The organism is Streptomyces sp. HUAS MG91 (genome assembly GCF_040529335.1).
Taxonomy (GTDB): domain Bacteria; phylum Actinomycetota; class Actinomycetes; order Streptomycetales; family Streptomycetaceae; genus Streptomyces; species Streptomyces tabacisoli.
Map to the genome: position 1 here is coordinate 3,326,376 of NZ_CP159534.1, position 13,160 is coordinate 3,339,535.

Genomic DNA, 13,160 nt, shown 5'->3' on the forward strand with positions numbered 1-13,160 from the left:
TTGAGTCTTTCCCTCCTCCGTGGCGGAAAGCCACGCATCACAAGTGACGCCATTTGACCGGAGGTAGGAAAGAATTAACAGACCTTGACTGTGACATGTGCGTTGCATTATGCAGCGCGGCGGATCCGGTATCCGGACAGTGCTCCCAGTACAACGGGCGCGCTCGAACGTCCACTTGGTGGACTGAATGACTCCGTGCGCCCCCCATGCACCTGCACCGTGGGTAAGGTCATGCTTACTGGTCGTTCCACTCGGGCACACGTCGGATTAGAGTTGGGGCACGGTGGGCCACGAGCCCCGGACGCCCCGCCCTGCTCCCCCGCTGTCACGAGGACGGACATCGCCATGCCTCGACCGACTGTCGCACAGCTCGCCTACGGTTCGGCCACCGTCGTACTGTCCACCATCGCCATGCTGCTGCTGTCGCAGACCAGTTCGGGACCGGGCGTCGGCGTCATCGCCATGTCGGCGGTCATCCTGGGTCTGTTCGTGGCGCTGAGCGTGCCCAAGCCGAAGCAGACGCCCGCGCCGGAGGCCGACGCCGCGTCGGAGCAGGCGCGCGAGCGGGAGCCGGTGCACGAGACGGCGGGCCCGTGAGCCACGGACCCGCCGGTCGTACGCGCCGCACGGTCAGCCGCTGCTGACCACCACGGTCTTGGCCGCCTTGTCGTGCAGGCCCTGCTTGTAGGGCTTGTCGAAGAAGCTCCAGCCGCCGCAGATGGCGGTCCAGATGCAGGCGCAGCAGAAGGCGAACGGAACCCACAGCACGAGCGCCCGGACCAGATTGGTCTGGGCGCTCGGCGTCGCGCCGTTGTCCAGGTTGGCCACGCGCAGCTTCAGCAGCCGCTTGCCGAGCGTCTGGCCCGTCCTCGACATCAGGATGACGTCGTACGCGATGTAGAGGACGGCCGTCAGGATCGAGGAGCCGGCCTGCTTGCCCGCGTTGATGTTGTCGCCGTCGGTGCTGAAGCTGGTGATGTCGAACGCCCAGGACAGCAGGCCGACGATGATGCCGATCAGCACCATGTCGATGATGCGGGCGAGGACGCGGCGGCCGCTCTCGGCGAGTGGGGGCATGCCGGCCAGGGGGTCGCCCGGGCCGGGGCCTCCGGCTCCGTACGGGTCGCTGTTGTACGGGGGCGGGGGCGGGGCCGTGTTGTCGTAGGGGTTCTGGGGCTGCGGGCCCTGGGGGTTGTCGTACGGCGAGCCGCCACCCTGGTTCGTCGGCGGAGGCTTGCGGAACGGGTCGTCGTCCGGCGGTTCGGTACTCATGGCCCGAGTGGACCGCGATCCCGTGCCCTACGCATCCGGCGGGCCGCCGTCCGGATGACCCGGGGTTCGATTCCGGCCGCACACGGGTGCGGGCTCCTCGCGCAGTTCCCCGCGCCCCTGAGGCAGGCGCTTCGCGCCGCCTCCCCTGGGCGAGCGGAGCTCGCTTCAGGGGCGCGGGGAACTGCGCGAGAAGAGGCCGCCGGGCCGCGGACGAACGAACAACCCGGCAAGGGCGCGGGGAGCCGAACGGCCCGGTCCCGCCCGGTAGGGCTAGTCGGCCACGAAGGTTCGGGCTGCCTTGTCGTGGAGGCACTGGCGCCAGGGGCGGTCGAAGGCGCCCCACAGGACTCCGAGGACGCCGATGACCAGAACGCCCGGGACGCTGTAGACGAGCCAGCGCTTAAGGGCGGCGCCGAACGTCGGCGAGGTGTGCTCCTCGATGTCCCGGACGGACAGCCCCAGCACCTTCTTGCCGAGCGTGCGCCCCCACTTGGCGGTGGGCAGCGCCTCGTAGAGGACACCGAAGACCAGCAGCACACCGAGGACGATGCCCAGATACACGCCCGTGGTGCCGTCGATCAGCCAGACGGTGACCTGCCGGCCGGAGGCCTTGGCCGCGTCGATCTTCCCGTCGATGTGATCGACGGTCCGCCCGTACAGCGGCACTGCGGCGACGGCGGTGACGGCCCCGAGAACGGCCGAATCGATGAGCCGCGCGGCGAACCGCTTGCCGAGCCCGGCGGGCCGCGCGCTCGCCTGGGCCTGCGCGGCGGCGAGGAACGGGTCGGTGACCACCGGCTTGAACGGCGTGACGGGACCGCCGCTCTCCGGCGCGGGAGCAGGCGCGGGCGTCGCGAGTTGGTGCACCTGCTGTGCCCAGGAGGGCTGCCCGCCGCCGGGTCCCTGGGTGACGGGGGTGGGCAGGGGGGCCTGCTGCTGCGGAGCCTGCTGCTGCGGCTGGACCGGGGCGGGGGCAGGCGTGGGCGCGGGGGCCGGTGCGGGCGCGGGTGCCGGGTTCGCCTGCTGCTTCGGCAGGGCCCGGATCGCCATGGTGCCCTCGGTGCGCACGGGAGCCGCCGCGCCCGGCCGCACGGCACGGATCGAGACGGTGTTGTCGGGCCGCTCCTGCGGCTCGTCGGCGGCCGGTTCGGGGGCAGCTGACCCGCCGTCGGAAGAGCCCCAGGAGACCCGGCGGTCCTGCTCGCCGCCGAATCCGGACTGCCGGGAGGCGTCGGCCTGCCAGGCGGAGGCGGGCTCGGGCGGCGCGGGGGCCTCGACGCTGTTGACGGCGCCGGTCTCGGGTCCGGTCTCCGTACGGACGGAGGGCTCCTCGTCGAGGAATACCGGGCCGGTCTCCTCGGCGGTGGGGGCGGACGGCTGTGCCACGGGCCCGGGTTGGGCGCTCGCGCCCGGCGGGGCCGGCAGCTGTTCGCCGTCGGACGGCGCGGGGCGGCTGGTGCCGGGGACCCAGGCGGCTCCGTTCCAGTACCGGACATATCCGGGAATGGACGGGTCGGGGTAGTAGCCTTCGCGGGGCCTGTCGTCGCCGGGGGCCGGGGTTGGGGCGCTCATGTCCGTCGTCCCGTATCTGCTCGGGGGTCTTGTTGTGGCCTCTACGTCTATCAGACCACCGCGCCCGCCCGTGCCGCTCCGCCGTTACGGACCACTTTCCGGGCATTCGCGGGGCCCGGAAAAAAACTTCGGCGAACTCGCGTAATGCCGCGGCCACATCGGCCTCTCACCTTGTACGGGCCCGCTCGTGGACCCGTACAGGCGAGAGGAAGCGCACGACATGCACTCCGTGGTGGAACGCGAACTAGAGCTGAAGCTGGTGTTGTCGCCCGAGCGAAGCATCCCCGTCCCGGCCCGGCTGACGTACCGGACGAACGATCCCTACGCCGTGCACATCACCTTCCACGTCGGGTCCGACCACCCGGTCAACTGGACGTTCGCGCGCGAGCTGCTGGTGGAGGGGGTGTTCCGGCCGTGCGGGCACGGGGACGTGCGGGTGTGGCCGACGAAGGTGGACGGGCGCAGCGTGGTGCTGATGGCGCTGACCTCGCCGGACGGCGACGCGCTGCTGGAGGCGCCGACCGCGCAGGTGTCGGCCTGGCTGGAGCGCACGCTGCGGGCGGTTCCGCCGGGCTCTGAGGCCGAGCGGCTCGGCATCGACGCCGGCCTCGCCGAGCTGCTCACGCCCACCCCGGCCGACGACCTCTACCTGCGCGACCCGTGGGGCTCGGACGAGTCGGACGGGCAGTGAGGGACGCTGCCCGGCGAGGTGATCAGAACAGTTTGCCGGGGTTGAGCAGGCCGAGCGGGTCGAAGGCCGCCTTCACCGCCTGCTGCACCTCGACGCCGACCGGGCCCAGTTCGCGGGCGAGCCACTCCTTCTTCAGGACGCCGACGCCGTGCTCCCCGGTGATGGTGCCGCCGAGTTCCAGGCCGAGCGCCATGATCTCGTCGAAGGACTCGCGGGCCCGGCGGCCCTCGTCCGCGTCCTGCGCGTCGAAGCAGACGGTGGGGTGCGTGTTGCCGTCGCCCGCGTGGGCGCAGACGCCGATGGTCAGCGCGTACTTCTCGGCGATCCGCTCGACGCCTTCGAGGAGTTCGCCGAGCTTCGAGCGCGGCACGCACACGTCGTCGATCATCGTGGTGCCCTTGACCGCTTCGAGCGCGGTGAGGGACAGCCGCCGCGCCTGGAGCAGCAGTTCGGACTCCGCCGCGTCCTCGGCGGGCACGACCTGGGTGGCGCCCGCGGCCTCGCACAGGGCGCCGACGGCGGCGAGGTCGGCGGCCGGGTCCGGGGTGTCGAAGGCGGCCAGGAGCAGGGCCTCGGTGGTCTCCGGGAGGCCCATGTTCGCCATGGCGTTGACGGCCTTGACCGTCGTACGGTCCATGAGTTCGAGGAGTGACGGGACGTGGCCGCCCTCCATGATCCGGCAGACGGCGTCGCAGGCGGCCGCGGCGGAGGCGAACTCGGCGGCGAGCACCAGTTGTCGAGGCGGCTGCGGCTTGAGCGCCAGCGTCGCCTTCACGACGATGCCGAGGCTGCCCTCGGAGCCGACGAAGAGGCGCGTGAGGTCGTAGCCCGCGACGCCCTTGGCGGTGCGCCGGCCGGTGGACAGCAGGCGGCCGTCGGCGAGGACGACGTCGAGCCCGAGCACGTACTCGGCCGTCACCCCGTACTTGACGCAGCACAGGCCGCCCGACGCCGTGCCGATGTTCCCGCCGATGGTGCACATCTCCCAACTGGAGGGGTCCGGCGGGTAGTACAGGCCGTGCTCGTTGACCGCGCGGGAGAGCGTGGCGTTGATGACGCCCGGCTCGACGACCGCGATCCGGTCGACCGGGCTGATCTCCAGGATGCGGTCCATCTTGGTGAGGGAGAGCACGACACAGCCGTCGCTGGCGTTGGCCGCGCCGGACAGGCCCGTACGGGCGCCCTGCGGGACGACCGGTACGCGCAGCGCGGTGGCCGTGCGCATGACGTGCTGGACCTGTTCGACCGTGCGGGGCAGGACGACGACGGCCGGGGCGCCCGCGTCGCAGAAGCTCGCCATGTCGTGCGCGTAGGAGGCGGTGATGTCGGGGTCGGTGAGGATCGCCTCGGCGGGCAGCCCGTCCCCGAGCAGTTCGATGAGGGTGCGGCTCATGATCACAGCCTCGCACTCGGGGCCATCGGTGTGAACCCGTCTGTGGCCTCCACCGTGTGCTCTTCGTATTGACGCACAGTATGCGCCATGGAGATCGCCGAGAACGCCGAGGACGTCCAGACCTCCGCGCGGGCCGTGGCGCCCGCGCCGGAGCCCGTCGCCGCCCCACGCCGCCGCTCCCCCGCCGTGCGGCGCGCTCTCGTCGCCGCCGTCACCGGGTGCGCCGTGCTCGGCGGTGTGCTGGTGCTGCTGCCGGACGAGAAGCAGGAGCCCGCGGCGCTGCCGGGTCCGGCCGGGCGGGCGGTGATCGCGGCCGCCGTCGGGGCGCCGGCCGCGCTGCCGGATCTGAGCGCGCTGATCGGGGAGCGCGAGGCGCGGGTGCGCACGCATCCGCGGGACGGTCTGTCGTGGGCGGCGCTCGGGGCCGCCTACGTGGAGCGGGGCTCGCGGACCGCGCGGACCGCGGACTACCCCAAGGCCGAGCGGGCGCTGCGCAGTTCGCTCGCCGCGCGGCCGGAGGGGAACGTCGAGGCGCTCGACGGGTTCGCCGCCCTCGCGGCCGCCCGCGGCGACTGGCGCGGCGCCCGGGAGTACGGCGAGGCCGCCGTGAAGCTGGCGCCGAAGCGCTGGTCGTCGTACGTCTCGCTGGTCGACGGCTATCGCGGGACGGGCGACTACAAGGCGGCGGACCGCACCCTGGAGAAGCTGACCGGGCTGTCGGCGGGCGCCGGGACCGCGGTGACGCTGCGCACGGCGGCCGTGTACGGGGACCGGGGCTGGCGGGAGGACGCCGCCGCGGTGCTCGCCGACGCGTCGGCGCGGGCCGGTACGCCGGCGGAGCGGGCGGCGCTGTTGCAGCGGGGCGGTGACCTCGCCTGGGACCGGGGGGAGCCGGCCGACGCGCTGCGGCACCAGGACGCGGCGCTCGCCGCCGATCCGTCCGCGCACGCGGCGCTGGCCGGGCGGGCGCGGGCGCTGGCCTCGCTGGGGCGGACGGCCGAGGCGGTGAAGGCGTATCGGCTCGCGCTGGCGAAGCAGCCCGAGCCGGAGTACGCGCTGGAGCTGGGCGAGTTGTACGCGTCGCTGGGGGACGAGCGGGCCGCCGACGCGCAGTACGGGGTGCTGCGGGCGCGGGTCGCCGCGCAGCGGGCGCACGGGGTGGACGACGCGCTGGTGCTCGGGCGGTTCGAGGCCGATCACGGGGATCCGGAGGCGGCCGTGGCGCGGCTGCGGGCGGAGTGGTCGCGGGCGCCGGGGATCGCTGTCGCGGACGCGCTGGGGTGGGCGTATCACCGGGCCGGGGACGAGGATGCCGCCCACTGGTTCCTGCGGCGGGCCACCGACCGGCAGAAGGGCGGGACGGTACGCAACGCGTCCTACTCGTACCATCTCGGGGTCGTGGAGCGGGAGTTGGGGTTGTACGGGGCGGCCCGGCGGCATCTCGGGGAGGCGCTGCGCATCAATCCCGGGTTCTCGCCGTTGTACGGGCCCGATGCCCGGGAGGCGCTGGACGCGTTGGGCTCGCCGCCCGAGGGTGGGGTTCCGCAGATGTGGCCCCCGAAGCCACCGGTCGCTGCCGCGTCCCATCGGGTCGCGCCGAAGCGCCGCTAGGGGTTCGGCCGGTGGGCGGGCGCGGGCCGCGTCGTGGCTGGTCGCGCAGTTCCCCGCGCCCCTGAAACGAGCTCCGCTCGTCCAGGGGCGCGGGGAACTGCGCGAGAAGCGGCCACCGGCCCGAGGACGAAGTACGCCCCCGGAATCGCCGGGGAACCGCACGACCGGCACCCCTCGGTCAGAGGTTGCCGCGCTTTTCCTGCTCCCGCTCGATCGCCTCGAAGAGGGCCTTGAAGTTGCCCTTGCCGAAGCCCATCGAGCCGTGGCGTTCGATCATCTCGAAGAAGACGGTCGGCTTGTCCTGGACCGGCTTGGTGAAGATCTGGAGCAGGTAGCCGTCCTCGTCGCGGTCGACGAGGATCTTCAGCTCGCGCAGCGTCTCGACCGGCACCCGCGTCTCGCCCGCCCACTCGCCGAGGGTGTCGTAGTACGAGTCGGGGGTGTCCAGGAACGAGACGCCCGCGGCGCGCATGGCGCGGACCGAGGCGACGATGTCGTTCGTGGCGAGCGCGATGTGCTGGACGCCCGCGCCGCCGTAGAACTCCAGGTACTCGTCGATCTGGGACTTCTTCTTGGCGATGGCGGGCTCGTTGATCGGGAACTTGACCTTGAGCGTGCCGTCGGCGACCACCTTCGACATCAGCGCCGAGTACTCGGTGGCGATGTCGTCGCCCACGAACTCCTTCATGTTCGTGAAGCCCATGACCTTGTTGTAGAAGGCCACCCACTCGTTCATCCTGCCGAGCTCGACGTTGCCGACGCAGTGGTCGACGGCCTGGAAGGTGCGCTTGGCGGGCGGCTCGACGATCGGGGCGGCGGCCTGGAAGCCGGGCAGGTACGGGCCGTCGTAGCCGGTGCGCTCGACCAGGGTGTGCCGGGTCTTGCCGTACGTGGCGATGGCGGCGAGGACGACGGTGCCGTGCTCGTCCTTGGCCTCGTGCGGCTCGACGATGCCGCGGGCGCCGTGCTCGACGGCGTAGGCGTACGCGGCCCGCGCGTCCGGCACCTCGATGGCCAGGTCGACGACGCCGTCGCCGTGCGCCGCGACGTGCTCCTCCAGGAAGTGGCCCCAGTCGGTGGCGGCCTTGATGACGGAGGTGAAGACGAAGCGGGCCGAGCCGTTGGTCAGGACGTAGGACGCCGTCTCGCGGCTGCCGTTCTCCGGTCCGGAGTAGGCGACGAGCTTCATGCCGAAGGCCGTGGAGTAGTAGTGCGCGGCCTGCTTGGCGTTGCCGACGGCGAAGACGACCGCGTCCATTCCCTTCACCGGGAAGGGGTCGGCCTCGCGCGCGGTGCTGGGAGTGTGGGCTGCTGTCTCAGTCATGTCTGGAGGCTCCCGCCGTTCCACAAGGTGCGCAATAGTTTGCGTATTCGCTGGGCAATCTGACCAGTGGAGAGCCGGTATCGGCGGGCTTTGTGTACAGGGTGACCACTGCGGAGGCGGGCATGGCGATCGATCAGCTGGACGGCCGGATCATTGTGCTGCTCGCGCGCGAGCCGCGGATCGGGGTCCTGGAGATGTCCCGGCGGCTGGGGGTGGCGCGCGGCACGGTGCAGGCCCGGCTCGACCGGCTTACCTCGAACGGAGTCATCCGCGGGTTCGGTCCGCAGGTGGAGCCGGCGGCGCTCGGCTACCCGGTCACCGCGTTCGCCACGCTGCAGATCCGGCAGGGGCAAGGAGCCGACGTCAGGGCCCACTTGGCGTCCGTTCCCGAGGTGCTGGAGCTGCACACGACGACGGGCAGCGGGGACATGCTGTGCCGGCTCGTGGCCCGCTCCAACGCGGATCTCCAGCGGGTGATCGACCTGGTTGTCGGTTTTGATGGCATTGTCCGGGCTTCCACCGCGATCGTCATGGAGAACCCCGTTCCGCTGCGCGTCATCCCGCTGGTGGAGCAGGCGTCGGGCGACTCCTGACGTGGGGCCGCCGGGAGATTCCCGGCGGCTGTACGAACAGCGCCCGGCGCGAGGCGCGATGAACTTCTGGGACTATCTCGGCAGCCATCACCAGCAGCTGCTGTTCGACGCCTACCAGCACGCCAGCGAGGTCTTCCAGTGCATGCTGCTGGCGACCGTGATCGGCGCGCTGATCGGCGTGATCACGTACCGCAGCGACTGGGCGGGCAACCTCGCCACCTCGGCGACCTCCACCATCCTGACCATCCCGTCGCTGGCCCTGCTCGGTCTGCTCATCCCGGTCGTCGGCATCGGCGTGGCGCCGACCGTCATCGCGCTGACGCTGTACGGGCTGCTGCCGATCGTGCGCAACGCGATCGTGGGCCTGCGCGGTGTTGACCCGCAGCTGATCGACGCGGCCAAGGGCATCGGGATGTCCCGGATGGCCCGCCTGGTGCGGGTGGAGCTGCCGCTGGCGTGGCCGCCGATCCTGACCGGCATCCGGGTCTCCACGCAGATGCTGATGGGCATCGCCGCGATCGCCGCCTACGCCTCCGGACCGGGCCTCGGCAACGAGATCTTCCGCGGGATCGCCTCGCTGGGCAGCAAGAACGCACTGAACCAGGTACTCGCCGGGACCCTCGGCATCATCATCCTCGCCCTGCTCTTCGACGCCGTGTACGTCCTGATCGGGCGGCTGACCATCCCGAGGGGGATCCGTGTCTGAGACCACCCCGACCGCGCAGACCATGCCCGCCGGCGAGCCGGCCGAGGCACCGAAGGCGCCGCAGACCTCCGGCGCCAGCATCGAGCTGGAGAACCTCACCAAGATCTACCCGGGCAACCCCAACCCGGCCGTCGACAACGTCAACATGGAGATCAAGGCGGGCGAACTCATCATCTTCGTCGGCCCCTCCGGCTGCGGTAAGTCCACCACCCTGAAGATGATCAACCGGCTGATCGAGCCGACGAGCGGCCGGATCCGGATCGGCGGCGAGGACGTCACCGACATGGACCCGGTGAAGCTGCGCCGCAAGGTCGGGTACGCGATCCAGTCCTCCGGGCTCTTCCCGCACATGACGGTCGCCCAGAACATCGCCCTCGTGCCGAAGATGGTCGGCTGGTCGAAGTCGAAGGTCAAGGCGCGGGTCGAGGAGATGCTCGACCTCGTCGGGCTCGACGCGGGCGAGTTCCAGGGCCGCTACCCGCGCCAGCTCTCCGGCGGTCAGCAGCAGCGCGTGGGCGTGGCCCGGGCGCTGGCCGCCGACCCGCCGGTGCTGCTGATGGACGAGCCGTTCGGCGCCGTCGACCCGATCACCCGCGACCACCTCCAGGACGAGCTGATCCGGCTCCAGCACGAGCTGCACAAGACCATCGTGTTCGTCACCCACGACTTCGACGAGGCGATCAAGCTCGGCGACCGGATCGCGGTGCTGCGGGAGCACTCGCACATCGCCCAGTTCGACACCCCGGAGGCGATCCTCACCAACCCGGCCGACGACTTCGTCTCCGGGTTCGTGGGCGCGGGCGCGGCGCTGAAGCGGCTCAACCTCAGCCGCGTACGGGACGTGGAGGTCACCGACTATCCGACGGTGAGCGTCGACGACCCGCTCCAGGACATCTTCAACAAGCTGCGCGCGGCCGGCACCAACGAACTGCTGCTGCTCGACAAGCGCGGCCGCCCCTACAAGTGGCTGCGGCGCGGCGACCTGATGCGCGCCAAGGGCTCGCTGGCCCGCGCGGGCACCCTGGTCCACGACACGGTGACGTACGACGCGACGCTGCGCGACGCGCTGGAGGCGGTCCTCACCGACAACGCGGGCCGGGTCGCGGTCACCGGCAGGCGCGGCGAGTACGAGGGCGTCGTCGACATGGAGACGCTGATGAACTCCGTGCACGAACTCCTGGAGGCCGACCGTCTGGAGGCCATCGAGAGCCAGCACGAGCTGGAGGACCTCCGCGCCCAGCAGACGCAGGCGGAACAGGAGGGCACCACCGCCCCGGACGGGGAGGCGCAGGCGTGAGCGGCCCGACCGGTCAGCCGTCCGGCAAGCACCGCAAGGGCGCGCCGCCGAAGGGCGCCAGGCCCGACGGCGAGCACGAGGTGATGGGTCTCGCGTTCCGCGACGACGGCGAGGACGCCGCCGAGCGGGAGGCGACGCCGCCCGCACCGAAGGAGCCGCGCCGCCTCACCTGGCAGAAGCTGACGTTCCTGCCCGCGCTGGTGGCGGTGGTGCTGCTGATCACCTGGCTGTGGTTCCGCAACGCCGACCTCGACACCATCTCGAAGAACGCGCTCTCCGGCGGCCAGGTCTGGAAGGACCTCAAGCAGCACATCGAGCTGACCGTCATCTCCACGTTCTTCGTGCTGATCATCGCGATCCCGCTGGGGATCCTGCTGACCCGCAGGATGTTCCGCAAGGCGACGCCGTTCGCGCTCGCCCTCGCCAACATGGGCCAGGCCACCCCGGCGATCGGTCTGCTGGCGCTGCTGGTGATCTGGCTCGGCACCGGCCAGCGGTCCGCGCTGATCGGCATCATCATCTACGCGATCCTGCCGGTGCTCTCCAACACGATCGCGGGCCTGAAGGCCAACGACCCGACCCTCATGGAGGCGGCGCGCGGCATCGGCATGTCGCCCGCGATGGTGCTGGCCCGGGTGGAGCTGCCGCTGGCGGTGCCGCTGATCCTGGCCGGCGTGCGCACCGCGCTCGTCCTCAACGTCGGCACCGCCACCCTCGCCGTGTTCGGCGGCGGCGGGGGCCTCGGCACGCTCATCCAGGCCGGCATCACCAATCAGCGCATGCCGATCCTGCTGCTCGGCTCCATCCTGACGATCGCGCTCGCCCTGCTGGTGGACTGGCTGGCGTCGCTGGCCGAGGTGCTGCTCAGCCCGCGCGGACTGGAGGCGCGAACATGAAGCACCGTATGCGCGTGACCGTGGCGGCGGCCGCCGGGCTCGCCCTGCTCGCCGGGTGCGGGCTGACCAGCGGCAGCCCGATGGTCGACGACGTCTCCCCCGGCATCGTCGGCAAGGGCGAACCGCTCAAGGGCGCGAACCTCGTCGTCACCTCCAAGGAGTTCACCGAACAGCTGGTCCTCGGCGCGATCATGGGCATCGCCTTCCAGGCGGCCGGCGCCGAGGTCATCGACCGCACCGGCATCCAGGGCTCGGTCGGCGCCCGCGAGGCCATCAAGTCCGGTGACGCCGACGCCATGTACGAGTACACGGGCACCGCCTGGATCACGTACCTCGGCAACTCCGATCCGATCACCGACCCGCAGAAGCAGTGGCAGGCGGTCAAGGACGCGGACGCCAAGAACGGCATCACGTGGCTGCCGCCCGCCCCGCTGAACAACACCTACGCGCTCGCCATGAACGCGGCCAACTTCAAGAAGTACGGCACGAAGACGCTCTCCGAGGTCGCCGCGCTCGCGAAGTCGGACCCGAAGGCCGTCACGGTGTGCGTGGAGAGCGAGTTCGCCAACCGGGCCGACGGGCTGCGGGGCATGGAGAAGACGTACGGGATGAGCATCCCCGCGTCGAACGTCACGCAGATGGACAGCGGCATCATCTACACGCAGGTGAAGAAGGGCAGTTGCACCTTCGGCGAGGTGTACACCACCGACGGCCGCATCCGGTCGATGAACCTCCAGGTCATGGAGGACGACAAGCACTTCTTCCCGAACTACAACGCGGCTCCGGAGGTCAACTCCAAGGCGTACGAGAAGTATCCGGAGATGGCCGAGGTCCTCGACCCGATCTCGAAGAAGCTCACCAACTCCGTCGCCCAGGACCTCAACGCCAAGGTCGACGTCGACGGCGAGGACCCGCACCAGGTGGCCCTGGACTGGATGGTGAAGGAGGGCTTCGTGAAGGAGGGCGACGGCTAGGTCAGCAGGCGGGGACGGTGCCGGAGTTCTTCTCCAGGTCCGTCAGCGCGGTGACCGCGCCCTTGAGCGTGGTCACCGGGATCAGCCGCATCGACTTCGGCGCCGACGCCTTCGCGTCCGCGCACTCCGCCTTCGGTACGAGGAAGACGGTGGCGCCGTCACGGTCGGCGGCCTGCACCTTCATCGAGACGCCGCCGACCGCGCCGACCTTGCCGTTCGCGTCGATCGTGCCGGTGCCCGCGATGGACTTCCCGCCGGTCAGGTCGCCGCCGCTGCCGTCGCCGTCGAGCTTGTCGACGATGCCGAGCGAGAACAGCAGGCCCGCGCTGGGGCCGCCGACGTCGCCGAGCTGGAGGCTGACCCGGACGTCCTTGCCGCGGTCGCCGAGGTAGCCGAGCGCGGCTTCGGTGGCGGCGTCCTGCGAGCCCCTCATCTCGTCCTGGTTGTGCTTCTCGATCTCCTTGGTGGAGTCGCCCGCCGGGTACACGGCGTCACGCGGCATGACCGCGCGGTCGTCCCGGAACCAGCTGTCGACCACGTCGGAGAGGTGGATCGAGGCGTCGGGTCCTGTCGCCAGAATCGTCACTGCACGCAGCTGGCCGCTGGTGTCGCGGGTGCCGGTGCCGGAGATCCTGATGACGGGCTTGCCGCCGGACGTCCCCAGCACGTTCGTCGTGGGGCCCGGCTGGGCCACCGAGAACGGCAGCGGGGCCAGGGCTGTGATCGCGAGCAGCGCGATCACCGGGAGCGCGCAGAGGGCGAGGGCCTTGGGTCGGCTGAGGCGATTGAGCACCCGCCCAATCTAACGCGACCGCCCGTCGCCCTTCGCCC

The 13,160-nt window shown here is 71.3% G+C and carries 13 protein-coding genes; 8 read left to right on the top strand and 5 right to left on the bottom strand.

All coding sequences use genetic code 11. The annotated features are described in order from the left end of the window. Positions 1 to 345: 345 nt before the first annotated feature. Positions 346 to 597: a hypothetical protein gene (locus ABII15_RS15135; protein ID WP_353942849.1), complete on the top strand. Its 252-nt coding sequence runs from the start codon at positions 346 to 348 to the stop codon at positions 595 to 597. A gap of 33 nt (positions 598 to 630) precedes the next feature. On the opposite strand, the gene ABII15_RS15140 is transcribed toward ABII15_RS15135, so the two are convergent. Next, a complete protein-coding gene (locus tag ABII15_RS15140) occupies positions 631 to 1,272 on the bottom strand; it encodes an RDD family protein (RefSeq protein WP_353942850.1) in 642 nt (213 codons plus the stop codon). A 270-nt stretch (positions 1,273 to 1,542) separates the two neighbouring features. Beyond that, a complete protein-coding gene (locus ABII15_RS15145) occupies positions 1,543 to 2,844 on the bottom strand; it encodes an RDD family protein (RefSeq protein WP_353942851.1) in 1,302 nt (433 codons plus the stop codon). Positions 2,845 to 3,064: 220 nt separating this feature from the next. Here ABII15_RS15145 and ABII15_RS15150 point away from each other — a divergent pair, with 220 nt between their 5' ends. Then, positions 3,065 to 3,535 (top strand): SsgA family sporulation/cell division regulator, encoded by a 471-nt coding sequence (locus ABII15_RS15150; protein WP_111663611.1) that lies wholly within the window; start codon positions 3,065 to 3,067, stop codon positions 3,533 to 3,535. A gap of 22 nt (positions 3,536 to 3,557) precedes the next feature. On the opposite strand, the gene ABII15_RS15155 is transcribed toward ABII15_RS15150, so the two are convergent. Then, on the bottom strand, positions 3,558 to 4,928 hold the full coding sequence (locus tag ABII15_RS15155) for an FAD-linked oxidase C-terminal domain-containing protein (protein WP_353942852.1): 1,371 nt from the start codon (positions 4,926 to 4,928) through the stop codon (positions 3,558 to 3,560). Positions 4,929 to 5,015: 87 nt separating this feature from the next. On the opposite strand from ABII15_RS15155, the gene ABII15_RS15160 reads away from it, so the two are divergent. Beyond that, positions 5,016 to 6,539, top strand: a complete 1,524-nt coding sequence (locus ABII15_RS15160) for a hypothetical protein (protein ID WP_353942853.1) — start codon at positions 5,016 to 5,018, stop codon at positions 6,537 to 6,539. 178 nt (positions 6,540 to 6,717) lie between these two features. Here the strand turns inward: ABII15_RS15160 and hppD are convergent, their stop codons facing one another. Beyond that, a complete protein-coding gene (gene hppD / locus ABII15_RS15165; RefSeq protein WP_353942854.1) occupies positions 6,718 to 7,863 on the bottom strand; it encodes a 4-hydroxyphenylpyruvate dioxygenase in 1,146 nt (381 codons plus the stop codon). Between the two features lie 122 nt (positions 7,864 to 7,985). Between hppD and ABII15_RS15170 the strand changes: the two genes are divergently transcribed. The 5 genes from ABII15_RS15170 (at position 7,986) to ABII15_RS15190 (ending at position 12,329) form a co-directional block, all read left to right on the top strand. Then, positions 7,986 to 8,456 (top strand): Lrp/AsnC family transcriptional regulator, encoded by a 471-nt coding sequence (locus tag ABII15_RS15170; protein ID WP_353942855.1) that lies wholly within the window; start codon positions 7,986 to 7,988, stop codon positions 8,454 to 8,456. A gap of 58 nt (positions 8,457 to 8,514) precedes the next feature. Beyond that, entirely contained in the window at positions 8,515 to 9,162 is a 648-nt protein-coding gene (locus ABII15_RS15175; protein WP_353942856.1) for an ABC transporter permease, read from the top strand. Between the two features lie 22 nt (positions 9,163 to 9,184). Further along, positions 9,185 to 10,459, top strand: a complete 1,275-nt coding sequence (locus ABII15_RS15180) for a betaine/proline/choline family ABC transporter ATP-binding protein (RefSeq protein WP_353947066.1) — start codon at positions 9,185 to 9,187, stop codon at positions 10,457 to 10,459. 83 nt (positions 10,460 to 10,542) lie between these two features. Further along, positions 10,543 to 11,355: an ABC transporter permease gene (locus tag ABII15_RS15185; protein ID WP_353947067.1), complete on the top strand. Its 813-nt coding sequence runs from the start codon at positions 10,543 to 10,545 to the stop codon at positions 11,353 to 11,355. After that, positions 11,352 to 12,329 carry a glycine betaine ABC transporter substrate-binding protein gene (locus ABII15_RS15190; RefSeq protein WP_353942857.1) on the top strand — a complete coding sequence of 326 codons (978 nt, stop codon included), beginning with the start codon at positions 11,352 to 11,354 and terminating at the stop codon, positions 12,327 to 12,329. The genes ABII15_RS15185 and ABII15_RS15190 overlap by 4 nt, the downstream gene beginning before the upstream one ends. A 1-nt stretch (position 12,330) precedes the next feature. On the opposite strand, the gene ABII15_RS15195 is transcribed toward ABII15_RS15190, so the two are convergent. Beyond that, on the bottom strand, positions 12,331 to 13,122 hold the full coding sequence (locus tag ABII15_RS15195; RefSeq protein ID WP_353942858.1) for a S16 family serine protease: 792 nt from the start codon (positions 13,120 to 13,122) through the stop codon (positions 12,331 to 12,333). Between the last annotated feature and the right edge of the window lie 38 nt (positions 13,123 to 13,160).

What these genes read in the sequence shown, in the direction of transcription:
- ABII15_RS15135 (WP_353942849.1), top strand. Translation starts at nt 346, where the DNA reads ATGCCTCGACCGACTGTCGCACAGCTCGCCTACGGTTCGGCCACCGTC.
- ABII15_RS15140 (WP_353942850.1), bottom strand. Translation starts at nt 1,272, where the DNA reads ATGAGTACCGAACCGCCGGACGACGACCCGTTCCGCAAGCCTCCGCCG.
- ABII15_RS15145 (WP_353942851.1), bottom strand. Translation starts at nt 2,844, where the DNA reads ATGAGCGCCCCAACCCCGGCCCCCGGCGACGACAGGCCCCGCGAAGGC.
- ABII15_RS15150 (WP_111663611.1), top strand. Translation starts at nt 3,065, where the DNA reads ATGCACTCCGTGGTGGAACGCGAACTAGAGCTGAAGCTGGTGTTGTCG.
- ABII15_RS15155 (WP_353942852.1), bottom strand. Translation starts at nt 4,928, where the DNA reads ATGAGCCGCACCCTCATCGAACTGCTCGGGGACGGGCTGCCCGCCGAG.
- ABII15_RS15160 (WP_353942853.1), top strand. Translation starts at nt 5,016, where the DNA reads ATGGAGATCGCCGAGAACGCCGAGGACGTCCAGACCTCCGCGCGGGCC.
- hppD (WP_353942854.1), bottom strand. Translation starts at nt 7,863, where the DNA reads ATGACTGAGACAGCAGCCCACACTCCCAGCACCGCGCGCGAGGCCGAC.
- ABII15_RS15170 (WP_353942855.1), top strand. Translation starts at nt 7,986, where the DNA reads ATGGCGATCGATCAGCTGGACGGCCGGATCATTGTGCTGCTCGCGCGC.
- ABII15_RS15175 (WP_353942856.1), top strand. Translation starts at nt 8,515, where the DNA reads ATGAACTTCTGGGACTATCTCGGCAGCCATCACCAGCAGCTGCTGTTC.
- ABII15_RS15180 (WP_353947066.1), top strand. Translation starts at nt 9,185, where the DNA reads ATGCCCGCCGGCGAGCCGGCCGAGGCACCGAAGGCGCCGCAGACCTCC.
- ABII15_RS15185 (WP_353947067.1), top strand. Translation starts at nt 10,543, where the DNA reads ATGGGTCTCGCGTTCCGCGACGACGGCGAGGACGCCGCCGAGCGGGAG.
- ABII15_RS15190 (WP_353942857.1), top strand. Translation starts at nt 11,352, where the DNA reads ATGAAGCACCGTATGCGCGTGACCGTGGCGGCGGCCGCCGGGCTCGCC.